The 25,049-nt window shown below is 42.5% G+C and carries 28 protein-coding genes; 16 read left to right on the forward strand and 12 right to left on the reverse strand.

Annotated elements, in window-relative coordinates; all coding sequences use genetic code 11:
* Positions 1-37: 37 nt before the first annotated feature.
* The 5 genes from QQJ93_RS08900 to QQJ93_RS08920 all read right to left on the reverse strand — a co-directional run bounded on the left by QQJ93_RS08900 (position 38) and on the right by QQJ93_RS08920 (position 4,962).
* Positions 38-775 carry a DsbA family protein gene (locus QQJ93_RS08900; RefSeq protein ID WP_089124944.1) on the reverse strand — a complete coding sequence of 246 codons (738 nt, stop codon included), beginning with the start codon at positions 773-775 and terminating at the stop codon, positions 38-40.
* A gap of 49 nt (positions 776-824) precedes the next feature.
* The gene (locus QQJ93_RS08905) at positions 825-1,319 is read right to left on the reverse strand and encodes a protein disulfide oxidoreductase (protein WP_089124943.1); all 495 of its coding nucleotides are present in this window, start codon (positions 1,317-1,319) and stop codon (positions 825-827) included.
* Positions 1,316-3,436 (reverse strand): protein-disulfide reductase DsbD family protein, encoded by a 2,121-nt coding sequence (locus QQJ93_RS08910; protein WP_089124942.1) that lies wholly within the window; start codon positions 3,434-3,436, stop codon positions 1,316-1,318. Before QQJ93_RS08910 ends, QQJ93_RS08905 begins: the two co-directional genes overlap by 4 nt.
* Positions 3,437-3,529: 93 nt before the next feature.
* Positions 3,530-3,841: a hypothetical protein gene (locus tag QQJ93_RS08915; RefSeq protein ID WP_089124941.1), complete on the reverse strand. Its 312-nt coding sequence runs from the start codon at positions 3,839-3,841 to the stop codon at positions 3,530-3,532.
* 254 nt (positions 3,842-4,095) lie between these two features.
* A complete protein-coding gene (locus tag QQJ93_RS08920) occupies positions 4,096-4,962 on the reverse strand; it encodes a YicC/YloC family endoribonuclease (RefSeq protein ID WP_089124940.1) in 867 nt (288 codons plus the stop codon).
* Positions 4,963-5,119: 157 nt separating this feature from the next.
* Between QQJ93_RS08920 and rph the strand changes: the two genes are divergently transcribed.
* From rph to QQJ93_RS08935, 3 genes are all read left to right on the forward strand, one after another.
* On the forward strand, positions 5,120-5,848 hold the full coding sequence (gene rph / locus QQJ93_RS08925; RefSeq protein ID WP_089124939.1) for a ribonuclease PH: 729 nt from the start codon (positions 5,120-5,122) through the stop codon (positions 5,846-5,848).
* Between the two features lie 138 nt (positions 5,849-5,986).
* On the forward strand, positions 5,987-6,628 hold the full coding sequence (gene pyrE, locus QQJ93_RS08930; protein ID WP_089124938.1) for an orotate phosphoribosyltransferase: 642 nt from the start codon (positions 5,987-5,989) through the stop codon (positions 6,626-6,628).
* 227 nt (positions 6,629-6,855) lie between these two features.
* Positions 6,856-8,061, forward strand: a complete 1,206-nt coding sequence (locus QQJ93_RS08935; protein ID WP_089124937.1) for an aromatic amino acid transport family protein — start codon at positions 6,856-6,858, stop codon at positions 8,059-8,061.
* Positions 8,062-8,757: 696 nt separating this feature from the next.
* Here the strand turns inward: QQJ93_RS08935 and crp are convergent.
* The 6 genes from crp to QQJ93_RS08965 all read right to left on the reverse strand — a co-directional run bounded on the left by crp (position 8,758) and on the right by QQJ93_RS08965 (position 14,192).
* Positions 8,758-9,390, reverse strand: coding sequence for a cAMP-activated global transcriptional regulator CRP (gene crp / locus QQJ93_RS08940; RefSeq protein WP_017025416.1), 633 nt, complete (start codon positions 9,388-9,390; stop codon positions 8,758-8,760).
* Positions 9,391-9,632: 242 nt separating this feature from the next.
* Entirely contained in the window at positions 9,633-10,502 is an 870-nt protein-coding gene (locus QQJ93_RS08945) for a phosphoribulokinase (protein ID WP_089124936.1), read from the reverse strand.
* A gap of 82 nt (positions 10,503-10,584) precedes the next feature.
* Positions 10,585-10,800: a YheU family protein gene (locus tag QQJ93_RS08950; RefSeq protein ID WP_089124935.1), complete on the reverse strand. Its 216-nt coding sequence runs from the start codon at positions 10,798-10,800 to the stop codon at positions 10,585-10,587.
* Positions 10,801-10,826: 26 nt separating this feature from the next.
* Entirely contained in the window at positions 10,827-11,810 is a 984-nt protein-coding gene (locus tag QQJ93_RS08955) for a DUF3187 family protein (RefSeq protein ID WP_160117462.1), read from the reverse strand.
* 13 nt (positions 11,811-11,823) lie between these two features.
* The gene (locus QQJ93_RS08960; RefSeq protein ID WP_089124933.1) at positions 11,824-12,285 is read right to left on the reverse strand and encodes a TIGR02444 family protein; all 462 of its coding nucleotides are present in this window, start codon (positions 12,283-12,285) and stop codon (positions 11,824-11,826) included.
* Positions 12,285-14,192 (reverse strand): ABC transporter ATP-binding protein, encoded by a 1,908-nt coding sequence (locus tag QQJ93_RS08965; protein ID WP_089124932.1) that lies wholly within the window; start codon positions 14,190-14,192, stop codon positions 12,285-12,287. The genes QQJ93_RS08960 and QQJ93_RS08965 overlap by 1 nt, the downstream gene beginning before the upstream one ends.
* A gap of 193 nt (positions 14,193-14,385) precedes the next feature.
* On the opposite strand from QQJ93_RS08965, the gene kefG reads away from it, so the two are divergent.
* From kefG to slyD, 4 genes are all read left to right on the forward strand, one after another.
* Positions 14,386-14,982: a glutathione-regulated potassium-efflux system ancillary protein KefG gene (gene kefG, locus QQJ93_RS08970; protein ID WP_089124931.1), complete on the forward strand. Its 597-nt coding sequence runs from the start codon at positions 14,386-14,388 to the stop codon at positions 14,980-14,982.
* Positions 14,983-14,996: 14 nt separating this feature from the next.
* Positions 14,997-16,787, forward strand: a complete 1,791-nt coding sequence (gene kefB / locus QQJ93_RS08975; protein ID WP_089124930.1) for a glutathione-regulated potassium-efflux system protein KefB — start codon at positions 14,997-14,999, stop codon at positions 16,785-16,787.
* A gap of 57 nt (positions 16,788-16,844) precedes the next feature.
* Entirely contained in the window at positions 16,845-17,060 is a 216-nt protein-coding gene (locus tag QQJ93_RS08980; RefSeq protein WP_089124929.1) for a YheV family putative zinc ribbon protein, read from the forward strand.
* Positions 17,061-17,204: 144 nt separating this feature from the next.
* Positions 17,205-17,771: a peptidylprolyl isomerase gene (gene slyD / locus QQJ93_RS08985; protein WP_089124928.1), complete on the forward strand. Its 567-nt coding sequence runs from the start codon at positions 17,205-17,207 to the stop codon at positions 17,769-17,771.
* Between the two features lie 103 nt (positions 17,772-17,874).
* Here slyD and QQJ93_RS08990 read toward each other — a convergent pair whose 3' ends face one another.
* Positions 17,875-18,105 (reverse strand): SlyX family protein, encoded by a 231-nt coding sequence (locus tag QQJ93_RS08990; RefSeq protein WP_089124927.1) that lies wholly within the window; start codon positions 18,103-18,105, stop codon positions 17,875-17,877.
* 342 nt (positions 18,106-18,447) lie between these two features.
* Here QQJ93_RS08990 and fkpA point away from each other — a divergent pair, with 342 nt between their 5' ends.
* The 9 genes from fkpA to QQJ93_RS09035 form a co-directional block, all read left to right on the forward strand.
* Entirely contained in the window at positions 18,448-19,245 is a 798-nt protein-coding gene (fkpA, locus tag QQJ93_RS08995) for an FKBP-type peptidyl-prolyl cis-trans isomerase (RefSeq protein ID WP_089124926.1), read from the forward strand.
* A 247-nt stretch (positions 19,246-19,492) separates the two neighbouring features.
* Positions 19,493-20,173 carry a helix-turn-helix transcriptional regulator gene (locus QQJ93_RS09000; RefSeq protein ID WP_267135441.1) on the forward strand — a complete coding sequence of 227 codons (681 nt, stop codon included), beginning with the start codon at positions 19,493-19,495 and terminating at the stop codon, positions 20,171-20,173.
* Complete coding sequence (gene tusD, locus QQJ93_RS09005) at positions 20,170-20,589, forward strand: sulfurtransferase complex subunit TusD (protein ID WP_244943764.1); 420 nt, start codon at positions 20,170-20,172, stop codon at positions 20,587-20,589. The genes QQJ93_RS09000 and tusD overlap by 4 nt, the downstream gene beginning before the upstream one ends.
* The gene (gene tusC / locus QQJ93_RS09010; protein ID WP_089124925.1) at positions 20,589-20,942 is read left to right on the forward strand and encodes a sulfurtransferase complex subunit TusC; all 354 of its coding nucleotides are present in this window, start codon (positions 20,589-20,591) and stop codon (positions 20,940-20,942) included. Before tusD ends, tusC begins: the two co-directional genes overlap by 1 nt.
* Before the next feature lie 14 nt (positions 20,943-20,956).
* Positions 20,957-21,238 (forward strand): sulfurtransferase complex subunit TusB, encoded by a 282-nt coding sequence (gene tusB, locus QQJ93_RS09015; protein WP_089124924.1) that lies wholly within the window; start codon positions 20,957-20,959, stop codon positions 21,236-21,238.
* 187 nt (positions 21,239-21,425) lie between these two features.
* Complete coding sequence (rpsL, locus tag QQJ93_RS09020) at positions 21,426-21,800, forward strand: 30S ribosomal protein S12 (protein ID WP_004399892.1); 375 nt, start codon at positions 21,426-21,428, stop codon at positions 21,798-21,800.
* 113 nt (positions 21,801-21,913) lie between these two features.
* Positions 21,914-22,384 (forward strand): 30S ribosomal protein S7, encoded by a 471-nt coding sequence (gene rpsG / locus QQJ93_RS09025; RefSeq protein ID WP_045957025.1) that lies wholly within the window; start codon positions 21,914-21,916, stop codon positions 22,382-22,384.
* 149 nt (positions 22,385-22,533) lie between these two features.
* The gene (gene fusA / locus QQJ93_RS09030) at positions 22,534-24,630 is read left to right on the forward strand and encodes an elongation factor G (protein WP_089124923.1); all 2,097 of its coding nucleotides are present in this window, start codon (positions 22,534-22,536) and stop codon (positions 24,628-24,630) included.
* Between the two features lie 151 nt (positions 24,631-24,781).
* A partial coding sequence (locus QQJ93_RS09035; RefSeq protein WP_246847629.1) for a GTP-binding protein occupies positions 24,782-25,049 on the forward strand: 268 nt, incomplete at its 3' end.

Here is a 25,049-nt window from a genome sequence, read left to right on the forward strand (position 1 = left end):
ACCGGTTATGTTCTTTTCAAGTTATCCAAACCTGAGATTATTTAGCGAGTTGCGCTTGGATAATAGGTTCTAACTTTTCAATGGGTAAATATCCTGGAATTACTTCATCACCAATTAACATTGCAGGGGTGCCTTGTAAGCCAAGTTGAGCAAATAATTGGTAGTTTTTAGTCACTTGTTGTTGGGTTTTATTTATCTCTTCTAATTGCTCACGAGTATCCGTTTTCTTTGCCACTTGAAGTAGTGACGCAGGGTTGTGACTACCTGGTTTGTTGACTAATAATTCACTGACCTCGGCAAACTTGCTTGGCTTATTTTGCCAAGTATTTAACGCATAAGTCGCCGAGTTTTGTTTACTATTGATCTCTTTTAGTGGCACTAAAATATCGATGACTTTTATCTCAGGATATTTTTTGGTTAGTTGCTGTAATACCGGCGTCAATTTTTTACACCAAGGACAGCTGTAGTCGGTGAAAAACGCAATTGTTAGCTTGGGATCTTTCGCGCCATAAGACGGCTGATCAGGGTTGTTATAGATATAGTCATTATTTTGTTGTAGTACGGCATCAAATTGGTTTTGCTGGTGGATATAGCGCTGTAAGCTTTCGTGTAGACTATCAACTACCTGTGGGTTATCGCGTAATATTTGATTGATCTCGTTAATTTTTTGCTCCGTCTCTTGTGGCAGTGCTGCAGCGTGTAGTGTGGCTGTCGTTAAGCTCATCATGAGAAGGCTAATCCAAATAAATGCGCGTTGTTTGTGTGTTGTTTTCATCATATTTCCTAAAAAGAGTTCTTAAATAATTTGCTAGAAAGTGGCAGTGTTAACTGATCCAAAGGCGAGCCAGTAAACCGATTGGTGAAGTAAAGCCCGTGGTAATGTGTTTTATTTCACCATTGCGAATAACAAAAATTGTCGGCGTGACATTAACCCCCCATTTCTGGCCTATTTGGCTATGAGGATCGTTAATGTTGGCAAAGTCCAATTGCTTATATTCAAAATATCGCTGCAGCTTGTGGGATTCTCCGGATGACAAAGAAACGCCGACGGTAGGGTAGTAATCACTTACCCAGTTGACACTTGGTGTGACAAATTGACATACCGAACACCAACTCGCCCAGAAATACACCACCACAGGTTTTTGTTGGCTAAGTGCCTCAATATCGATCCATTGTTGATGGATATCTTGTGCCTTGAGATTGAAATTGGCTTGCGTTGGTACCGACTGGCTGCGCCACAGATCGACCGCAACAGATACTACAATCAGTAAGACTAGATACTTAAATATTGCGATGAACTTTGACTTTAACGATTTCATTGAGCCCCTCCCGATGCTTGAGCTAGGGCTTGCATCACATCGTCACTGGAGTAGATCACCGGCAAAGCAATACCTCGTGGCGCTTGTGGTCCGTAGACAATATTAAACGGCACGCCAAAACGATTGTACGATTGTAAGTATTCACTCACTTGTGGATTAGGCACTGTCCAATCACCTTGCATACGGATAACTTTGTCTTGTTGCAATGCGTCATAAACCGGTTGTTGTAGCAGTACGCCGATCTTGTTGGCTTTACAGGTGATGCACCAATCTGCCGTCACATCAACAAACACTGTATTACCTATCGCGACTTGTTGTTTAATTGTCTGAGTATCTAGCGGTTGCCAGCTTAATTCGGCTGGTAATGGTGAGCGCCAATAATCAGCCGTTAAGCTTGCGATGAAAAAAATGACCGATGAGGCAATCAAAGCGATACAGCTAGTGATCGCCACTGAGCGTCCGCCAAACACCTGCACACTACGCCAAATCAGTAACAGTGAACCTAAGACGCTGATTGCCCATAAGAGTCCAGCCGATAGATGGGAAGAAAGTAAGCTAATTAGCCACACACAAGTCGACAGCATCATCAAACCAAAGAGGTTTTTAAGGCGATTCATCCATTTACCCGGCTTGGGTAGTTTTAAGGCGAGTGAAGGGCGCAGCGCCACCAATAACCAAGGCAGTGCCATACCGATTCCTAGACCGGTAAAAATCAGAAATAAAGTTGCCCAAGAAGCGCCGAGAGCAAACGCCACTGCGGTACCAAGAAAGGGCGCAGAACAAGGTGTGGCTAATAAGGTGGCAAACATCCCTTGCATAAAGTGACCCGAATGCTTGTTGCTTCCCTTAGTTGCCATCCAAGTATTGACCGATGAAGGTAAACGTAATTCAAACAAACCAAGCATATTGGTACCAAAAATCGCCGTCACCAATACCATTAAGCCAAGGAAACCTGCGCTTTGAAATTGAATGCCCCAACCAATGGATTGACCAGACCATTTGAGTATCGCCAAGCTGGCGGCAATTAACCAAAACGAGCTGATGATACCCGCTGCTGAGGCTAAAAACTGCATCCGTATTTGTGATTTCTGTTGGCGTTCGGCGCTTAATACTGAGGTAAGCTTCATACCTAACACTGGCAGTACACACGGCATCACATTAAGAATTAAGCCACCTAGTAAAGCAAATGCAAACATGGTTAATAATGATGAGCCAGTACTTGCTTCGCTTACACTTCCATCGGTTAATGCAATGGTTTGTTCGGCAATAAATTGTTTACCGACGATGGTGATTTGAATCGATTCGCCACTCAAATCCGGCTCGCCTAGCCAGTTAGAAACATCAAACCAAGCGGTTAACTGATTACCATCAATTGACAACCTAGGATGAGAAAAACTGCTGTCTGCAACCTTTTCTGCCTTACCATCAATAAATAAGTCCGGTTGCTGCCAACCTTGTTGACTGGTGAGGGAAACTTGTAGCTTATTGCTCGCTGCATCCCATTTGGCTTGAGTCTCTGTCAACATTGAGGAACCTTGCGGTACTAAGCTCATCGCTTGAGCATAGCGACGCATAGCATCTGGTTCGGCTTTTAACTCAGAGGCTGTGAAATTGAGTTCTAACGGATAGTCGGTGATAACGCATACCGTTGAACAAGACGATAAGCTTAAATTGGCCTTAAAGGTGGCAGGTTGATGACGATTTGCGATTTTTATCGACAGTGGAAACACCACATCATGTTTGTAGCCGAGGGTTTCAATGCCTAAAACATCGAAACGCTGAGGATAAGGCCAGTGCCAATCTACCTGATTAATATTGCTTGATGCTTGCCAATTAAGTTCCGGTGACACGCCACCTTCACCCGGAGAGCGCCAATAGGTTTTCCACTCATCGGCGAGCTTAACTTCAATAAAACCAGCGGCGTTATTGTTCTCATCAACCTGTCCGGTTAACACAAATTGCACCTCAACTGGTGGATGTTGTTCAGCCTTTATCCAGCCGGTGGTCGGCGGGGCCGCCATTAAATGGGCGCTAAATAATGCGCATAGCCCTAATAACCAAGCACTTAATCGAGAAAGCTTTGGCTGGAAGCATATGAATACAGTAAAAAATTGCATTGGTATTCCTAAAAATGAAAATAACAAGATACGGCTTCTAAAATACGGTCTCTTAATAAAAAGAGAATGATGAAAAGAGTTAGTCGTTATTAGTCATTCTTGGAAAGTACAAAGCTCCAAGTGACGTCGCCGTTTGGGAACGGGAGGTTTATGGAAGATTTGGTGGGATGTGAGGCTAAACCAAAGGAAAGCCGCAATCATTAAGCTCGGCAGTAGGTTACTAATGACCACACTGTCGAGTTGATGAAAATGAAATTGCAGCAGCTTTTCTGATAAATGGCATTCACTAGTGTTATTAGATTCAGCCTTTTCATTGCTGCTTAGTAAAGTTAATTCTTGAGTGTTGTTCGTTGGTTGAGAAGCTGACACTGAACAAGCTGCCGATAACACATTCATATTTTTCATCAGACACACCAAAATCACCCACAGCACAAGAATTAGCGCCCAGTGAGTTGAGTTAGATGTACGAAGATGATGCAGTGTTTTCAAAGCATGCCTTTGTGAATGATACTACCTAGCTACTATAGAAAGACAGATGATGATAGCTTGAGTTCGAATAGGCATCTTTTTGATTGTAACTAGGTGTGAATGTCTTTAACACAAACAACAAAAAGCCCTCAACAAAGAGGGCTCGTTTGGTATTGATTTTATGCTATTGATTACTCAATATTCTGGATCTGCTCACGCATCTGCTCAATCAATACTTTCAATTCCACACCCGATGCTGTCACATCGGTGCTGATCGACTTAGACGCAAGCGTATTGGCTTCACGGTTGAATTCTTGCATCATGAAATCCAGTTTACGACCACATGCACCACCTTTTTTCATGATGTTAGTGGCTTCTTTGACATGAGAATCTAGGCGATCTAGCTCTTCTGCGACGTCTGATTTTTGCGCCAGTAGAATCAGTTCTTGTTCAACCCGTGAGCTGTCGAGTTCAATTTTCGCTTCTTCAAATTTGTTGAGTAGGCGGTCGCGTTGCCATTGTAGGATCTCTGGCATGCGAGCGCGTACTTTGGCGGCTTCTGCCGTGATCGCTTCAAGGCGTTGGTCGATCAAGGCTTTCATGTTGGAACCTTCACGGCCACGCGCATCAATGAAATCGCTCATTGCTTCTTCAAACGCTTCAAGTAATTCTTTTTGGATGGTATCCATGTCTTGCTCTGGTGCTTCCATCACACCCGGCCAGTTCATCACTTGGAATGGGTTGATACGAGACTCTTCACCGGTTAGAGACATCACTTGATTGGCCGCTTTGATCACTTGCTTGGCCAGATCTTCATTAATGTTAAGATCGCTTTGCGCTTTTGAGTTGGCTTCAAAACGTAGGTGACACTCCACTTTGCCGCGTGCTAAACGCTTACGAAAACGCTCACGTAAGATTGGCTCTAGGCCGCGAAATTGCTCTGGTAGGCGGAAGTACGTTTCTAGGTAACGTTGGTTGACACTGCGGATTTCCCACACTGCGTTGCCCCAATCAGATTTGATTTCTTTACGGGCATAAGCGGTCATGCTGTAGATCATTAGACTTTCCTAAAAGCGAGAATATGGATAATTTTCTGTCGCTCATGTTAGCACAAGTCATGGCGAAAATGAGTAAACTCGCAACGTCAAGATCGCTTTTTGATGGCAAGATCGTTATAATCGGCCCCCAATTCTATCGCTAATCAGGTATTTCTTTATGTCTTCAAGTTTACGCCCAAATGATCGCGCTGCTGATCAAGTTCGTCCTATTAAAATGACTCGTAACTATACGGCTTATGCTGAAGGTTCAGTATTGGTGGAATTTGGTAATACCAAAGTATTGTGTAATGCCAGTGTTGAAGAAAAAGTACCAGGTTGGTTAAAAGGCCGAGGTAAAGGTTGGGTCACCGCTGAATACGGTATGTTGCCTCGTGCGACTCATACGCGTAACCGTCGTGAAGCCGCCAGCGGTAAACAAGGCGGTCGTACTATGGAAATCCAACGTTTAATCGCGCGTAGTTTACGTGCTGTCGTCGATTTGGATGTACTAGGCGAAATGATGATCACGGTTGATTGTGATGTGATTCAAGCAGATGGCGGTACACGTACTGCCTCTATCTCGGGTGCAAGTGTGGCATTGGCCGATGCAATTCAATCACTAGTCGCTTCAGGTAAATTGAAAAAGAACCCAATGAAGTGTCATGTTGCCGCGGTTTCTGTGGGAATTTTAGGCGAGCATGCATTATGTGATTTAGAGTATGTAGAAGACTCTGCTGCCGATACCGATATGAACGTCGTAATGACCGAAGAAGGTAAGATGATTGAGGTTCAAGGTACCGCAGAAGGCGAAGCGTTTTCTCGTACAGAGTTGAACCAATTATTGGATTTAGCCGAAAAAGGCATCAACGATATTATCGCAGTCCAGAAAGCCACTCTGGCGGAATAGTTTGTTTTTATAGCTCCTCATTGAGGGGCTATTTTTTTGAGTATAGTTTGAGTCTGTTATGTTCATTACAGCTGAAATTGAAGATGAAACCCTCTAGTGACTAGAAACTAAGAACTAGAGATTAAATAGAGATATTTTATGAAAGCATATCAACGTGAATTTATTGAGTTTGCCTTAGAAAAGGAAGTTCTGAAGTTTGGCGAGTTTACTTTAAAATCTGGCCGCATTAGCCCATATTTCTTTAATGCCGGTTTATTTAATACTGGACGTGATTTAGCTCGTTTAGGTCGTTTTTATGCTGCTGCTTTAGCGGATTCAGGCATTGAATTTGATGTGCTATTTGGCCCAGCTTATAAAGGTATCCCTATTGCAACGACGACCGCGGTAGCACTGGCGGATCATCATGAAATTGATACACCATACTGCTTTAACCGTAAAGAAGCGAAAGACCACGGTGAAGGTGGTAACTTAGTTGGTAATCCACTTGAAGGCCGTATTATGTTGGTCGATGATGTGATTACTGCAGGTACCGCGATTCGTGAGTCGATGGAAATCATTAAGGCTAATGGCGCTGATTTAGCTGGCGTATTGGTCGCGATTGACCGTCAAGAAAAAGGCAAAGGTGAATTGTCTGCGATTCAAGAAGTGGAGCGTGATTTCGGTTGCGCAGTCATTTCGATCATTAGCCTAGGTGATCTGGTGACTTATCTTGAAGAAAAAGGTGATAACGCTCAGCAGTTAGAATCAGTAAAAGCTTATCGTGAGCAATACGGTATTTAATTTTTTCAATTAACACTCTTAATCGATCTAACCCTGTGGCTATCTTAGTCATGGGGTTTATTTTTATTTACAGTGTGTAACTTTTTATATACACCATAACAAAAACGTCATTTTAGGTAGATTTGCAGAATATTTAATCAATTTTGTATTTTGTAACCTCGATTTACTGCTAGAAACTGGGTAATGTGTCAGCTTAATATTCCGTAAAACAATAAAAGAAAAAGCAGATGAGTAGTTCAAAGATTTTAGGCAGTACTTTGATTATTGCTGGCACGACAATAGGCGCAGGTATGTTGGCGTTGCCAATTGCTTCGGCAGGCTTAGGTTTTAGCACTTCTTTAATCATCATGATTGGTATGTGGGCCTTAATGGCGTATACCGCATTGCTGATGCTAGAGCTGCACCAACATGCCGATTACGATGCCACTCTACACACGTTAGCGAAACAGTTTTTGGGTGACAAAGGTAAATGGGTTGCAACGTTTGCCATGTTGTTCCTTTTTTATGCGCTATGTGCAGCTTATATCGCTGGTGGCGGTGGTCAGTTTAATGCCAAGTTACATAATTGGTTTGCTATTGATGTTTCTAATGGTATTGGAACGCTGATTTTTACCATTATTATTGCGGCGATTGTGACGTTTGGTACTCAATCAGTGGATCGGGTAAACCGCGTGCTATTCACCTGTAAATTGATTGCCATGGCGGTCATGCTGTTCTTCTTAACGCCTAATATTCAAGCGGTTCATCTACTTAATATGCCATTAGAAAAAGGCCTGATTATTGCTGCATTGCCAGTGATTTTTACCTCTTTCGGTTTTCACGGCAGTATCCCTGCGGTAGTTCGCTATTTAAATCTCGACATGAAAGCTTTGAAGAAGGTAATGGTTCTCGGTTCTTTATTGCCGCTAGTGGTTTATATTTTATGGCAGTTGGCCACGCTAGGGGTGGTTGACCAAGCGACATTATCTCAAGCCGGTGATGTAACGGCATTAGTCGGTACTTTATCTCAAGTGATTCATAGCTCGGTTATTTCTCAAGTGGTCTCAGTGTTTGCTGATTTAGCATTAATTACTTCTTTCCTCGGGGTGAGTTTAGGGCTATTTGAATTTTTAGGCGACAGCTTGAATAAAAACCAAAGTAAAGGTGGCCGTGTTGTTATTGCGGTGGTGACCTTCTTGCCACCGCTGTGTTTTGCTTTGTTTTATCCACAAGGCTTTATCATGGCTCTAGGTTATGCGGCGATTGCATTGGCGATACTCGCTATTTTATTGCCGGTGACGATGGTGATGAAATCTCGTGCACAACACCAAGATAAACAAGACTTCACCGTCTCTGGTGGGACGCCAGCTCTAATGCTAACGCTAGCAGCTGGTGTGGTGATTATTGTAGTGCAGGTGATGATTAGTCTTGGAGTGTTGCCGGCGATAGGGTAAATTAGTTCCTAGTTCCTAGTTCCTAGTTCCTAGTTCCTAGTTCCTAGTTCCTAGTTCCTAGTTCCTAGTTCCTAGTTCCTAGTTCCTAGTTCCTAGTTCCTAGTTCCTAGAAGAAGAATATAGGGGATTTACTCAAAGCGCGCCGAATCGTTAAGCTCATAATAGTTTACAGCGCGCGGCATGAGATTCCCGCTCTCGCTAAGGCTCGTCTGGAATGATGTTTTTTCGGGCTAGTCACCTGTTTCGTGTAACAGCGAGTGTATTATTAAATGGTAATCGTCATCCTGAAAAGCGACGTAGGAGCGCAGTTCAGGATCTCCCAAAGCGTGCTGAGATTGGACTATTTCTTTGGTGAGTAATGTGCGGTAGGAGATCCTGAACTACGTTCGTGCCTCACTATTCAGGATGACGGGGTTTATTTTTTGTATCCGCTTGTCTCTTTATCCTTGAGACTCGAAGCGCCCTAGGTTGTCGTGACAACAATTCGCTGCAAAAATCATCACTACGTCAACGCTCACTTTGTTAGTTTAAATTTATGAGAACAGCACTTAAGATGATGCTTTCGATAATCTTTTCGCTTTTTCTAGCAGCGAAGCGAAACTAGGGACTAGCACCTAGAAACCTAACAAAAAAGCCACTGAACTTACCATTCAGTGGCTTTTGGTTTTCTTATACGACTCAACGCGATGTAAAGGCTTAACGCGTTCCGTATACCACGATAGTTTTACCGTGTGCAGAAATCAGGTTCTGCTCTTCTAGCATCTTCAAGATACGGCCAACAGTTTCACGTGAACAGCCTACAATCTGACCGATCTCTTGACGAGTGATCTTGATTTGCATGCCATCTGGGTGAGTCATTGCATCGGGTTGTTTTGCTAGGTTAAGGAGTGTTTGAGCGATACGACCTGTTACGTCTAGGAATGCTAAGTCACCAACTTTTTGGCTAGTGATTTGCAAACGTTTTGCCATTTGGGCAGAAAGGCGCATCAAAATATCTGGGTTAACTTGGATAAGTTGACGGAATTTCTTAAATGAGATTTCTGCAACTTCACAAGGAGATTTTGCACGAACCCAAGCGGTGCGCTCTTGGTCTTCTTCAAAAAGACCTAATTCACCAATGAAGTCACCTTGGTTCAAGTAAGACAAGATCATCTCTTTGCCTTCTTCATCCTTGATTAATACTGCCACAGACCCTTTAACAATGTAATACAGAGTTTCTGCTTTCTCACCAGCGTGGATCAAAGTACTTTTTGATGGGTACTTGTGAATATGACAGTGAGATAGAAACCACTCTAATGTTGGATCTGTTTGAGGTTTACCTAGAACCATAATTTGTTACTTCCTCTACAAGGCTTGCTCAGTTTTGAGTCATTCATCCTGAGACCGGCTAAACTGGTCAAATAGAATAGGTGTTAATTGTTATTGCTGCAAGTCGTGTTGCAGTTGTGCATTTATACTACCCCTTTCTAGGTCGGATTTCTTGACTTTGATCGGGTAACTATGGGGTTTTTCACCTTTAAATTGTGTTCAGTGTCACAGACTAGTCACTAAGTGTGTTCTGAGTAACACTTTTAGGCGATTTTGCCTGTTTCGATTAGCTGATGAAGCAGTGGTTGAATGATTAATTCCATTGCAAAACTCATCTTGCCACCAGGCACTACAAGGGTGTTATGGCGTGACATGAATGAGCCTTCAATCATTGACAGTAGATATGGGAAGTCGACGTTTTTAATCCCACGTAAGCGAATCACCACAAAGCTTTCATCTAAACTTGGTATGCCCTTGGCATTAAGAGGGTTGGAAGTATCGACAGTGGGTACGCGCTGAAAGTTGATGTGAGTACGAGAAAACTGCGGTGTAATGTAATTTAAATAGTCGTCCATTGAGCGAACAATCGAATCCATCACGGCTTCTCGTGAATGGCCGCGATCACGGGTGTCACGGACGAACTTTTGAATCCATTCAAGGTTTACAATCGGCACCATGCCAATCAAAAAATCCACATGTTTAGAAACACTCACATCGCCATCGACGACGCCACCATGTAAGCCTTCATAAAACAATACATCGGTATTTTCAGGTAGGTCTTGCCATGGAGTAAAGGTACCGGGCATTTGGTTATAAGGGACAGCTTCATCAAAGCTATGCAAGTAACGGCGAACTTTGCCGCTGCCATTTTTACCGTATTGATTAAAGAATTCAGATAGAGCAGGGAAGTCATTGGCTTCAGGGCCAAAGTAACTGATGTGTTTACCTTGTTCTTTGGCTTTACGGATCGCAACGTCCATTTCGGGGCGAGTGTAGCGATGGAAGCTATCACCTTCTACCCAAGACGCTTTAATATCCATCATATTGAACATTTTTCGGAAGGTTTCTGAGGTAGTGGTGGTACCCGCACCAGAAGAGCCCGTTACCGCAATAATAGGATGTTTTGCCGACATGATAATCCTTTCTTTCGACTTATATTTTGAATGACAGTGTAGAGGAATGACTGGCAAGAATAAATAGTGGTGCGTATTGACTCTAATTCAATTCATTAATCGGTTTAATATCCACGCTTTCATGCAGCTCAGAAAAGACAATGGCTACACTGCCAGACTTTAACTGCCCTTTGACCTGCTTTATTTTGGTTTCAAGTGAGGTTTCCTGCATACCGTAGTCGGTGCCCTCACGTAAAATAAATTCTTTGATAAGATTCTCTAAGGTGTCAGGATCGATGTCTTGCCATGGAATGATCATTGATGTGGCCTTTAATTATGGGAATGTTAAAAACGTTGACGATAGCCAAGGGTCAGTGAAAAATCAGCAGAATTATCGCTGTTGATGACATTTTCAGTAAAGGAGAATTCAACTGCTGCAAACCCGAGGCTGTAACGATAGCCGACAATCGGTTCAAAGCTAACCATACTTAATTCATTTTCATCGTTATGAGTTGCGCCTTGTTGCATTCTAAATTCCGCTAAAATGGAATGTCGCTCATTGAATAAGTATTGATAGCTTATACTGCCATTGGTGGTGAATTCACGTAAATTAACTAGATCAATACTATCAGTATCATGATGGACAAAGTTGACACTGGTATAAAAACGGTTGGCATCGGTTAAGTAAAAAGCGTAGTTCAATTGAATGGCTTGCTCGAAAGAGGATTGAGCGAAGTTGCCATTAAATACTTTGTTGTAATACAGTGCGCCACCTAGTGATAGTGCTTGGCGTTTAGTTTCGAATACTGTTTTTTCAACATACAGGTTTAATGCATTATTTAATGTATCGCCCTGAAAGTCCTCAAGCGTAGTCCCCGTTTTTTTGTTTTTAATATAAAAGCGATCGTTATCGACATCGTGCCGACCATTATCATCTAATCCGAGTGCATCATGAAAACCGTTCACTAGGCCATCAAGTTTGTTATTGCCGGCAAAGCGATATAAATAGTTAACGTCGATTTTCCAATCGTCGGCAGGCGCGTAAATAAACCCGATATTGACATCATTTTGATAGTAATCAGCGATATAATCCGCTCCATCAGCCCATACGCTTGATACCGTGCCTTGACCATATACTTCAAGAGTGCCTTTTTCCCAACCAAAGGCATCACGAGTTTTCAATGATAAGCCCATGGCTGGGATTGGTGCCTGGGTTAAGGTCAATAATGGTCCGAAATCAGTATAATTATCTGGCGCTGAGTTTGTCGCATGTACTTGCAGTGATAGTAAGCCGAATAGTATTAACATGGAGTGCTGTAGCGGAGACATGGTTTTGATCCCTTTACTTTTCAGCGCTATAAAAAATTTGAGATAACCGTTGAGCGCCAATTTTTTGACAATAGACATGAGTCATTGGTTGGCCGGTTCTTGGAGACAAATCAAGCAGGTTAATACAATGCACCAAATCAGCTTGTTGCTGGCGTTCTAACTGTAATTCAAATTGTAGCGATTCACGGTAAAGCGTATCCGGTAAATGAGGTTTTACTTTTCGTCGGTAATCACGAAATTGCTGTAATAAAGGTTCGGTTCGCTCAATAGCGTTATCTAATTGCAGCCATTGTTCTTCAGTTAGACTTAATTCGTGTTCATCAAGCCATTTTAATAACAAGACTAGGTTGACCTTACCTTTATACCTATTTTGTAATACTAGGCAGGCTTCCTTAATTTCACGTACGCCATAATGCTGCAAACTAAATTGCCATAAGCGTTCGAAGGTTAAAGGTAGAGGTCTATATTGGTTCATTAGGGATTCAGTGATTCCAGTTCTTCTTGTAGTGCCATCCATTCCATCTCAACTTCTTCTAATTGAGCTTTACTGTTGGCTTGCAATGTTAATACTTGGGTAAGTTTAGCTTTGTTTTCATCTTGATAGAGTGATACATCGCCAAGTTGTTGTTCGGCATCCGCTAATTGCTCGCCTAGTTTGTCCATTTTTGCTTCGAGTTGTGTCAGCTTTTTGCGAATTGGTGCAGTTTGTTTGCGTAATTCAGCTTCTAGGCGCTTTTGTTCTTTACGTGCCGCGGCGCTATTTTGGCTAGGCTCTAAGTTTGTCTCTGGCTGTGCATCTTTCTTATCTTGTTTTTGTTGTTCGGTCAGCCATTTGTAGTAATCCGCTAAATCACCATCGAAAGGGACAACTTGTTTGGCATCGACAAGGTATAAGTCGTCGGTCGTAGCGCGCAATAAGTAACGATCGTGGCTGACAATGACCATTGCCCCTTCAAAGGTTTGTAATGCCATCGTTAATGCTTGACGCATATCTAGATCAAGGTGGTTAGTCGGTTCATCGAGCAAGAGTAAGTTTGGTTTTTGCCACACTACTAAGGCTAGAACGAGCCGAGCTTTTTCGCCACCAGAGAATGGGGCTACTTTATCGAGTGCTTTATCGCCAACGAACCCAAAGCTACCTAAATAGTCTCGCAATTGTTGCTCGGTATGATTAGGGGCAATTTGCATCATGTGTTGCAGTGGCGTTTCTTCAGGATGCAAGGTTTCTAACTGATGCTGAGCGAAGTAACCAATTTTCACCCCTTGCGAGTAAGTTAAATCTCCGCTTTGTGGGTTTAGTTCACCTGATAACAATTTAATTAAGGTTGATTTACCAGCACCATTGCGACCAAGTAGGCCAATGCGACTGCCAGGGACGAGGTTTAGGCGAATGTGTTCTAGAATTAAATTGTCGCCATAGCCTGCAGATACTTGATCCATCATCATGATTGGGTTGGGAAGCGCGGCAGGTTCCCTAAATTCAAAGCTAAATGGGTTATCGAATTGTGCGGGCAAGACTTTTTCCATCTTCTCTAAGGCTTTAATTCGGCTTTGTGCCTGACGAGCTTTCGAAGCTTTGTAACGGAAACGGTCGATGTAGCTTTGCATGTGTGACATCTGCTTTTGCTGTTTGGCATACATGGCTTGCTGTTGCATTAATTTTTGCGCACGTTGGGTTTCAAATGACGAGTAGTTGCCGGTGTATTCGTTGAGTAATTGGTTTTCGACATGAATGATACGTCCGACGATAGGATCTAGGAAATCCCGGTCGTGTGAGATCAAAATTAATGTACCAGGGTAGTTCTGTAGCCATTTTTCAAGCCAGAGTACTGCATCGAGATCTAAGTGGTTGGTCGGTTCATCAAGTAATAATAAATCAGAACGACAAAGTAGGGCTTGGGCGAGGTTTAGGCGCATACGCCAACCACCAGAAAATTGGGTGAGGCTCCATTGCATTTGCTCTTGACTAAAGCCTAGACCATTTAACAATTCCGCAGCGCGAGATTTAATCGTGTAGCCACCAACGGTTTCTAATTTACCATGTAATTCCGCCACTAGGGTGCCATTGTCTACTTGCTCTGCTACTGCAAGATCTTGCTCTAGTTGACGATATTCACGATCGCCATCAATCACATATTCTAACGCCGCGCGCTCTAATGCTGGGGTCTCTTGAGCAACCCAAGCTAGCTCCCAGTGCGCTGGCATTTGGAAGTTACCCGCATCAATGGATAATTCATCTTTCAATAATGCGAAGAGTGTGGATTTACCACAGCCATTTTTTCCGACGAGGCCAACTTTGTCGCCTGGATGAATCGTCGCTGAAGCTTGTTCTAAAAGTGGCTTACCACCACGCAGCAATTGAATATCTGAAAATGTAATCATAGAAGTCTTATTTTAGGCATGAAAAATGAGAAAATGCAGCGGCTTGAATATTAGGCGTTTCAAGGATAAATGTCGATTATTATACGATTTACGATATGATGATTAACAATCTTTGTCACAAAGACCTTAGGTTGTGAAAAGTGATAAAATCGTGCACCTTTGGGTGTTAATAAAGGAATGTAAGGGGGCAAGGATGTCAGATATTAGCCAACATACTACTACATCCATTAAAGATGACGAGCAAAGCACACAACAACCTCGCGTGCTGGTCATTTATGCGCATCCCGATCCTGATAATTCGATCGCTAACCAAGTCTTACTCAAAGCAGCTCAAGGGCTACCTCATGTGACGGTGCACGACTTGTATGCTCATTATCCAGACTTTTTCATTGATGTTACCGCTGAACACCGATTATTACTCGAGCATGATGTAATTGTCTTTCAGCACCCAATGTTTATGTATTCCTGCCCTGCTTTAATGAAGGAGTGGATGGATACGGTACTTGGCAAAGGTTTCGCATTCGGTAAAGGGCGCGCACTTAAAGACAAATATTGGCGGAGTGTGGTGACGACCGGAGGATCTAAAGAAGCTTTCTCGGCTCATGGTTATAACCAATATCCTTTGGAGCAAATTTTGCAGCCTTTTGAGTTGACCGCCAAATTATGTCAGATGCATTGGGTTGAGCCCTTGGTCTTATATTGGGCAAGAAATGTCGAACAAGCGGTACGTATTGAGCATGCTCAGGCTTACCGCTATTGGTTGTTGCACCCACTAGAAAGCAGTAAATAGTACAGGGAAGGATTATGGCATCAACAATTGATTTTTTAGAAAGTGGTGTGGTGTTTCTGGCCGCCGCTGTGGTCGCTGTCCCTTTGGCACAACGTTTAGGTTTAGGTTCAGTATTAGGCTATTTGCTGGCGGGTATTGTGATTGGTCCATGGGGATTAGGATTAATTAGCGACGTTGATAGTGTGATGCATTTTTCCGAACTCGGAGTGGTGTTATTACTGTTTTTGATTGGCCTTGAATTAAATCCTAAAAAACTCTGGCAAATGCGCATGCCGATCCTAGGTTTAGGTGGTGCGCAGGTGGTAGTAACAACTCTAATCATTTCGATGATCGCCAATGCTTTTGGCATTAGTTGGCAAAATAGCTTAGTGATCGGTATGGGATTAGCACTTTCTTCAACTGCAATCGCATTACGGGTTATTGAAGAGCAAGGGTTAGCGGGAACTGAAACCGGGCAATCTGGTTTTTCAGTTTTGCTTTTCCAAGATATCGCGGTGATTCCTATGCTGGCGGTATTGCCATTATTGGCTGGTAATGTCGGTGGTGACTGGCTAGATGCGGTTTGGATGATTGGTGGGGTAGTCGGATTATTAGTTGGTGGTCACTACCTGTTACGACCTATTTTTCGCTATGTGGTGATGAGCCGAGTTCGCGAGTTATTTACGGTAGCAGCCTTGCTATTGGTGATTGGCATTTCCGTCATTATGCAGCAGCTTGGTCTATCTATGGCATTAGGCACATTCTTAGCTGGCGTGTTATTGGCAGAAAGTGAATATCGCCATGAATTAGAAAGCGCTATTGAGCCATTTAAAGGCTTGTTGCTTGGCTTGTTCTTTATGTCGGTTGGTATGGCAGTTAATCTTGAGTTACTAACGCTTTACCCTATTAAAATTTTGGCCGCGGTAGTGGCATTGGTGACGATTAAAGGCTTAATTCTTTATCTACTTGCTCGTCTTATGGGCACTAGGGCAAAAGCACGTAGTCGTATGGCGGCAATTTTAAGCCAAGGCGGTGAGTTTGCTTTTGTCTTGTTTACCGCCGCAAAAGGTCATGGTCTACTCGGTGCTGAAGTCAGCTCTTTCTTGCTAGTGGTGGTGAGTCTATCGATGATGACGACGCCTTTGATATTGCTTGCTCAGCAAAAATGGTTTAACCGCATGATTAACGTTAGCGACAACATGCAATCAGATGTGGTAGATGAAGAGCCGAAAGTGATCATTGCAGGCTTCGGCCGTTTTGGACAAGTAGTGGGGCGTTTGTTGTATGCCAATAAGATCCGTATCACGGTATTAGAAAGTGATGCCAGCCAAATTCAACTTTTACGTAAATTTGGCTACAAAGTGTATTACGGTGATGCGACTCAACTTGATTTATTGCGAGCCGCAGGCGCTGAAAAAGCGAAAGCCATCGCCATTTGTACCGACTCGCCTGATGAAGTGTTAAAGATCGCTGAATTGTGTAAACAACATTTTCCTCATTTGAAAGTCCTTGCACGTGCTCGTAGCCGAGTTGAGGCTTATCAATTAATGAATATTGGTGTGACATTATTTTCGAGAGAGACCTTTCTAGGTGCTCTCGATTTAGGGCGACAAGTGTTAACTCAATTGGGGATGCATCCTTATCAAGCCAAGCGTGCAGAGGCGCATTTTAGAAAACTCGATACCACGATGTTAAAAGAATTACTGCCTTTGCATATGGAAGATAAGGATATGGGAATTCGAGCTAAAGAAGCCCGTAAAGAGCTAGAAGAAATTTTTGACCGAGAGATGGAAAGCGATCGTCAGACTCAACAGCACTGGGACTAGAGCACTGAGACTAGAGCACTGAGACTAGCTCCACTCCAGCTATGAAATAGGATAGTTATGAAAACGAAAAAGAGATTTATTGCTGGCGCTAACTGCCCAAACTGTAAACAAAGCGATAGTTTACGAGTGTGGGAAGAGAATCAAATTGAAGTGGTTGAGTGTGTTGAATGTGATTATGTTGAACAAAAGACACCACAAGCAGTAGAAGCCCGTTCACATAGCTCTAGTTCTCCTAATTCAGAACAATTAATTGGTATTTTTAAGCCAGAATAATGGTTGCTAAGCGCAAGATATCTGTCAGGTTTGTAAAATAATCCTTTATTAGCGATTGAAATCTGTCTGGCTTATCCCCATTATCTTGCACATAGAGATTAAGTGCTCACACATTCTCACGCTTAATCTGAATTTGGAGCGAATATGAAAATTGAAAAAAACGTTGTTGTTAGCTTGGCATACCAAGTAAAAGTAGAAGACGGTGTGGTAGTAGACCAATCAACGGTTGAAGCACCACTAGACTACCTACATGGCCACAACAACCTAATTACAGGTCTAGAAAAAGAGCTAGAAGGTAAAGTTGCTGGTGATAAATTCTCAGCAACCATTGCTCCAGAAGATGCTTACGGTGAGCACAATGAAGGTTTAGTTCAACGTGTTCCTGCTAACGTATTTCACGGCGTGGATGAAATCGAAGTTGGTATGCGTTTCCTTGCGGATACCGACCAAGGTCAGATCCCTGTAGAAATTACAGAAGTAGATGGCGATGAAGTTGTGGTTGACGGTAACCATATGCTTGCAGGCCAAACATTAACGTTTGATGTTGAAGTTGTAGCCGTTCGTGAAGCAACAGAAGAAGAAGTGGCTCACGGTCATGTACATCAAGCTGGTGGTCATCACCACGATCACGATGGCGACTGCTGTGGCCATGATCATGAAGAGAAAAAAGAAGGTTGTGATGGAAATGGCGGCTGTGGCTGCTCTCACTAATCTTAAAAAAAACGCCAGCGTCTAACGTTGGCGTTTTTGATCATAGAAACAACTTACTTATTAGAAAAGACAAAAAGCAACAATGTGAATTAAGCAATGTGAATTAGTAGTGCGGTGGTGGTGTTTCTTCCGATGCATCGGCTAAGTTTGAAGTATCTAAGTTTTTTACTTTGCCGACGACAAACTTCATTTGATCTTGCATGCGAGTAATCAACAGTTGCTGTTGACTCAAGGCATCATTAAGTTCATTGATGGTTTGTTCTTGGAAAGCGACTTGACACTCTAGACCATCAATTCTTTGTTTTAATTCGTTTTCAAGATTATCTGAATGCATTTTATTCACTGTTAAGTTATTAAATCGACTGTACTCAAATTATACCTGAAAGATGCCGTACTGTAGATCATTGATTGAGTCGTGGTATCGCGAAAATAATGTCACTTAAGTCGTGTTTTGTTGAAACACAAAGTAATAAGCGGATTATTTTTATGGGTTAAGGCGGAACTTTGCTAAAAAAATACAGTCAATTAACAATAGCTTAAATTAAGCACGTGATAGTGTTAATGTAGATCAATCGCATTTAGAGTGACTAGATATAGAACTTGAACGTTCTAACACATTGATAGAATAAATTTTTATACATCATAACGATGGTTTTCCATCATGCTGGAGAAGTTAATGAAACCGATTTTTAAAGTATCGTTGCTTGCAGCCACTGTTTTACTTGCAGTTGGTTGTCAGAAAGAAGAATCAAAAGATGCACAAACCACAGCAAAAGCTGAGCAGGCGCAATCTGCAGCGGCATCAACACTATATAAAACTGATGATGAGAAAGCGGCATATGCGATTGGTGTTTCTTTTGCTAACTACCTAAATACTAGCATTGAGAAACCAGCAGAAATCGGTATCAACCTAGATAAAGATATCGTATTAAAAGGTATCGAAGACGTATTTGCTCAAAAAGCAGGGATGACAGAAGAAGAAACACATCAAGCACTACAAGAGCTAGATAAGCGTGTTTCTGAAAAGATGCAAGCTCAAGCCGCTGAAAAATCAGCCGCAGCTAAAAAAGCCGGTGATGATTTCCGTGCAAAGTTCGCTAAAGAAGATGGTGTGAAGAAGACTGAATCAGGCATTCTTTACAAAGTTGAAAAAGAAGGCGACGGCATTTCACCAAAAGCAACGGATACAGTCGTAGTTAACTACGAAGGTACTTTGGTTGATGGTACTAAGTTTGACAGCTCATACGATCGTAAAGAGCCTGCAACTTTCCCACTTAACCGTGTTATCCCTGGTTGGACTGAATCAGTACAGCTAATGAAAGTGGGCTCTAAATATAAAGTTGTGATCCCACCAGAGCTTGCTTACGGTGAACAAGACACACCAACAATTCCTGCTAACTCAACATTAGTGTTTGAAATTGAGTTAATGTCAGTGAAATCAGCGGAAGCACCAGAGGCACCTGCTGCAAATTAATTGAACTAGCTAGTTTACTTAAGGCTCATCAATATGATGGGCCTTTTTTGTTTTGAAAGCTTAAAAATACGATCCATAATTTGTTCTAAATCATCATATTGAAGTTAGATCCGTGCCTCTTTCAAATTTTCTGATAAACTTACGTTAATTTGTTTAATTGTTCGACAATTTTAATAAACGATTTTCTATCGGAGTAGAGGTGAGTGTGAGTCAGTCTGAAGTGGTACATTCGGAAGCATTGTTAGAAATGGAATCTGTCCATGTTATGCCCTTTACAGAGCACGATAAAATTATTTTGCATTCTTATGAAGCGGTAGTCGATGGTCTTGCTAGTTTGATCGGTAACTATTGTGAAATCGTGTTGCACTCGTTAGAGGACTTAAATACCTCGGCAGTCAAAATTGCTAATGGTGAAAATACCGGCCGTCAAGTCGGATCTCCGATTACGGATTTAGCGTTAAAGATGCTAAAAGATATTGAAGGTTCGCAGCGTAATTTCTCTCGCTCTTACTTTACACGCGCCAAAGGTGGCGTATTGATGAAGTCGATCACTATTGCGATCCGTAATGGCGAGCAACGAGTGATTGGATTACTGTGTATCAATATCAATTTAGATGCGCCATTTTCTCAAGTGTTACACGCCTTTATGCCTACTGCGGAAGCAGAAGAAGCGGCTTCGTCAGTTAACTTTGCTAGTGATGTTGAAGAGCTGGTGGATCAAACGGTTGAACGCACTATTGAAGAAATCAATGCTGATAAATCGGTATCAAACAATACCAAGAATCGCCAAATTGTGATGGATCTTTATGATAAAGGGATCTTTGATATCAAAGATGCGATTAATCGGGTAGCTGACCGTTTAAATATTTCTAAACACACGGTTTATTTATATATTCGTCAACGCAAAATTGAGGACGGCGAAAAGTGAGCCAATGTTTCCCCTTGCCAGAAAAAGTACTAACTTATAGTTTGCTGGTTAATGGCTCAGTTTATGGTAATCAATCTGCACTTAATGCCTATCAGTTTGCTTGTGCTTTGATTGAAAGAGGCCACAAGTTAGTCAGCGTGTTTTTCTATCAAGATGGCGTTCATCATGCTTCTAGTTTAGTTGTGCCTGCGAATGATGAATTTGATCTAGTTAAAGCTTGGCAGCAATTGAGTGAACAACATGAGGTGCGTTTGGAGTCTTGTGTTGCAGCGTCATTGCGCCGCGGCATTCTAGATAGTAATGAGGCCAAAACGCATGGGCGAGATAGCTGCAATGTGGCTCAAGGTTTTGAATTGGCTGGACTAGGTGGGCTTGCTGAAGCCATGTTAGTACAAGATAGGGTGGTACAGTTTTAATGCGTTTAGGTTTTGTATTTCGCTCTCACCCTCATACGAGCGCAAAAGGTAGAGAAGGGCTGGATGCATTGTTAGCCGCTTCGGCTTACTGTGAAGATATTGATGTGTTTTTTATCGGTGCAGGGGTGACTCAGTTACTGCCAGCGCAACAGCCGGCAAGCATTTTGTCTAGAGATTATATTTCAGCCTTTAAATTGTTGGATTTATATGAGATTGATAACATTTATACCTGTCAATCATCATTAAACGACTACCAAATAAACTCAGACGACTTGCTGATTGAAAATAGCGCATTAAGCCAAGCTGAAATGGTCGAAAAATTCCAACAGTGCCAAAAGATCCTGACATTTTAATAGGGCGAATAGACATGCTACATATTATAAAAAGCCCATCAGGATTGACTGATGCGATCAACTTGATCCAACCTGATGATGCAATATTACTCGTTGAAGATGCGGTTTACGCACTTTTTCGCCAATCAAGCTCACTAATTGGATTGAAAGATCAAAAAGATCGTTGCTGGGTGTTACAAGAGGATCTTGTGGCGCGTGGTTTGGTTGATTTAGTAAATGTTGATGCTCAGTTGACTGATTTTAAAGGCTTTGTTTGTCTTACCGAACAGCACACTCAATCAATCACTTGGGATTAATCTCAGTATTATTGACACTTTTCTTATTGCCAGAGAAAAAAACTCGGCAGCACGATTGTATATTTCTTGACACATCCCCCCTTGATGAATAAAATTTCGCGTCCTTATTTCTCGCTGCGTGTAAATGTTGCCGGGAATTAGGATTAGATTTTTCACAAGCTTATTTTCGTAAATCAGGAGCTATTTAATGGCAACTATTAACCAGTTGGTACGCAAGCCACGTGCAAAGCAAGTTGTTAAAAGCAACGTGCCTGCGCTAGAAGCGTGTCCACAAAAACGTGGTGTATGTACTCGCGTATATACTACTACTCCTAAGAAACCGAACTCAGCATTACGTAAAGTATGTCGTGTTCGTTTAACTAACGGCTTTGAAGTGACTTCATACATCGGCGGTGAAGGTCACAACCTTCAAGAGCACAGTGTTGTTCTAATCCGTGGTGGTCGTGTTAAAGATTTACCAGGTGTGCGTTACCACACCGTTCGCGGCGCTCTTGACTGTGCTGGCGTAAACGACCGTAAACAAGGTCGTTCTAAGTATGGTGTTAAACGTCCTAAGTCTTAATAGCTTTCTGTTTTAACAGAAAAGCGTTAAGTAAGGCCAAACACTAAAATTATATAATTTTGATGAAACTGAAAAGTTTTGGATAACCTGAAGAAGACAACGGAGAAACATCCATGCCACGTCGTCGCGTAATAGGCCAGCGTAAGATCCTTCCAGATCCTAAATTCAAATCTGAATTGCTGGCGAAATTTGTAAACATCCTTATGGTTGATGGTAAGAAATCAACTGCTGAAAAAATTGTTTACACTGCACTAGATACTATGGCTGAGAAATCTGGTAAAGATCACTTAGCTGTATTTGAAGAAGCTCTTGAAAATGTTCGTCCAGCGGTAGAAGTTAAATCTCGCCGTGTGGGTGGTTCAACTTACCAAGTACCTGTAGAAGTTCGTCCGGTTCGCCGTAACGCTCTTGCTATGCGTTGGTTGGTTGAAGCTGCGCGTAAGCGTGGTGAAAAATCTATGGCACAACGTCTTGCAGCAGAAATGCTAGACGCGTCAGAAAACAAAGGTACTGCTGTTAAGAAACGTGAAGACGTTCACCGTATGGCAGACGCGAACAAAGCGTTCGCACACTACCGTTGGTAATCGCTTCTTTGCTCGCAAAGAAACAACGTTAGTTATACCTTCTGTGCTGCAGGATATCCTGCAGCACATTTTTGCTATTTATCGACTCTCAAATATGTTGATAAATAGATGGAACTACCTAAGGGTTCCCTTAGTAAGAGGATACAATCGTGGCTCGTAAAACTCCTATTGAGCGCTACCGTAATATTGGTATTTGTGCGCACGTAGATGCAGGTAAAACAACCACAACTGAGCGTATTCTGTTCTACACAGGCCTTTCTCATAAAATTGGTGAAGTTCACGATGGCGCAGCAACCATGGACTGGATGGAGCAGGAGCAAGAGCGTGGTATCACTATCACATCTGCTGCTACTACAACTTTCTGGCGTGGTATGGAAGCTCAATTCGAAGAACATCGCGTCAATATCATTGATACCCCTGGACACGTTGACTTTACAATCGAAGTAGAGCGCTCATTGCGTGTGCTTGATGGTGCAGTGGTTGTTTTTTGTGGATCATCTGGTGTTGAACCTCAGTCTGAAACTGTATGGCGTCAAGCGGACAAATATCACGTACCTCGTTTGGTGTTCGTGAATAAGATGGACCGCGCCGGTGCAGATTTCCTACGCGTTGTTGACCAAATTAAAAATCGTCTTGGTGCAACTCCCGTTCCAATCCAATTAAATATTGGTGCGGAAGAAGAGTTTAAGGGTGTCATCGACCTTATCAAGATGAAAGCAATCAACTGGAATGAAGCCGATCAAGGCATGACCTTCACATACGAAGAAATTCCAGCAGATATGCAAGAACTCGCTGAAGAATGGCGTAGCCATTTAGTAGAAGCGGCAGCAGAAGCTTCAGAAGAGTTGATGGATAAATACCTTGAAGGTGAAGAGCTAAGTGAAGCTGAAATTAAGCAGGCACTACGCGCTCGTACTTTGAATAACGAGATTGTATTAGCAACTTGTGGTTCAGCCTTCAAAAATAAAGGGGTTCAAGCAGTACTTGATGCTGTAATTGACTTCTTACCATCGCCAATCGAAGTACCTGCAATTAAAGGTATTGATGAGAATGAAAATGAAGTCGAGCGTTATGCCGATGATAAAGAACCATTCTCAGCACTTGCCTTTAAAATTGCTACCGACCCATTTGTTGGGACGTTAACTTTCATGCGCGTTTATTCTGGTACTGTTAATTCAGGTGATACCGTTTATAACTCAGTGAAAGAGAAACGTGAGCGCTTTGGACGTATTGTTCAAATGCACTCTAATAAGCGTGAAGAAATTAAAGAAGTATTGGCAGGTGATATTGCCGCCGCTATCGGCCTTAAAGATGTGACAACCGGTGACACCTTATGTTCTCTTGATCATAAAGTTATCCTAGAGCGCATGGAATTCCCAGAGCCTGTAATTCAAATAGCGGTAGAGCCTCGCTCACAAGCTGACCAAGAAAAAATGAGCATTGCACTAGGTAAACTAGCTGCAGAAGATCCCTCTTTCCGCGTGGAAACCGATGATGAAACTGGCCAAACCTTAATCTCAGGTATGGGTGAGCTTCATTTAGACATTATCGTCGATCGTATGAAGCGTGAATTCAGTGTGGATTGCAACGTGGGTAAACCTCAAGTTGCGTACCGTGAAACCATTCGTGGTAAAACGGAAGTCGAAGGCAAATTCATTCGTCAATCTGGCGGTCGTGGGCAATATGGTCACGTATGGCTTAAACTTGAACCATCAGAGCCGGGTGAAGGGTTTGTGTTTGTCGACGAAATCGTGGGTGGTGCTGTTCCTCGTGAATACATCAACTCAGTGTCGAAAGGTATTGAAGAGCAAATGAACAATGGTGTACTAGCTGGATATCCTGTATTGGATGTTAAAGCAACCTTGTTCGATGGCTCATACCACGATGTCGATTCAAACGAGATGGCGTTTAAAATTGCTGGCTCAATGGCTTTCAAAAAAGGTGCACTAGAAGCGCAACCAGTGCTGCTAGAGCCTATGATGAAAGTAGAAGTAACTACCCCTGAAGACTGGATGGGGGATGTGGTTGGTGATCTTAACCGTCGCCGCGGCATCATTGAAGGAATGGATGAAGGTTACGGTGGCTTGAAAATTATTCGAGCGCAAGTACCATTATCTGTGATGTTTGGTTACGCAACTGACTTACGTTCTGCAACTCAAGGTCGTGCATCATACTCAATGGAATTTTCCGAGTATGCTGAAGTGCCTAAAAATGTTGCTGAAGCAATTATCGCAGAGCGCGGTTAAGGTTGATTTGGCGATGAGTTTAATCACTGATCGCCTTATTAAACAATGAATCTATTGCGTTGATGAAAATTGACGCATAAAATAGCAAATTCTGGCGCGTTTTGACGCAAACTTTTGTCAAAGCGAATCATAACTAGGAAGGAACACGATTGTGTCTAAAGAAAAATTTGAACGTACGAAACCGCACGTAAACGTTGGTACTATCGGCCACGTTGACCACGGTAAAACAACTCTTACTGCTGCTATCTGTACTACACTTGCAAAAGTGTACGGCGGTGTAGCAAAAGACTTTGCATCTATCGATAACGCTCCAGAAGAGCGCGAGCGTGGTATCACAATCGCAACTTCTCACGTTGAGTACGATACTCCAGCACGTCACTACGCACACGTAGACTGCCCAGGACACGCCGATTATGTTA

It is taken from the genome of Vibrio algivorus (assembly GCF_030161215.1).
GTDB lineage: Bacteria > Pseudomonadota > Gammaproteobacteria > Enterobacterales > Vibrionaceae > Vibrio > Vibrio algivorus.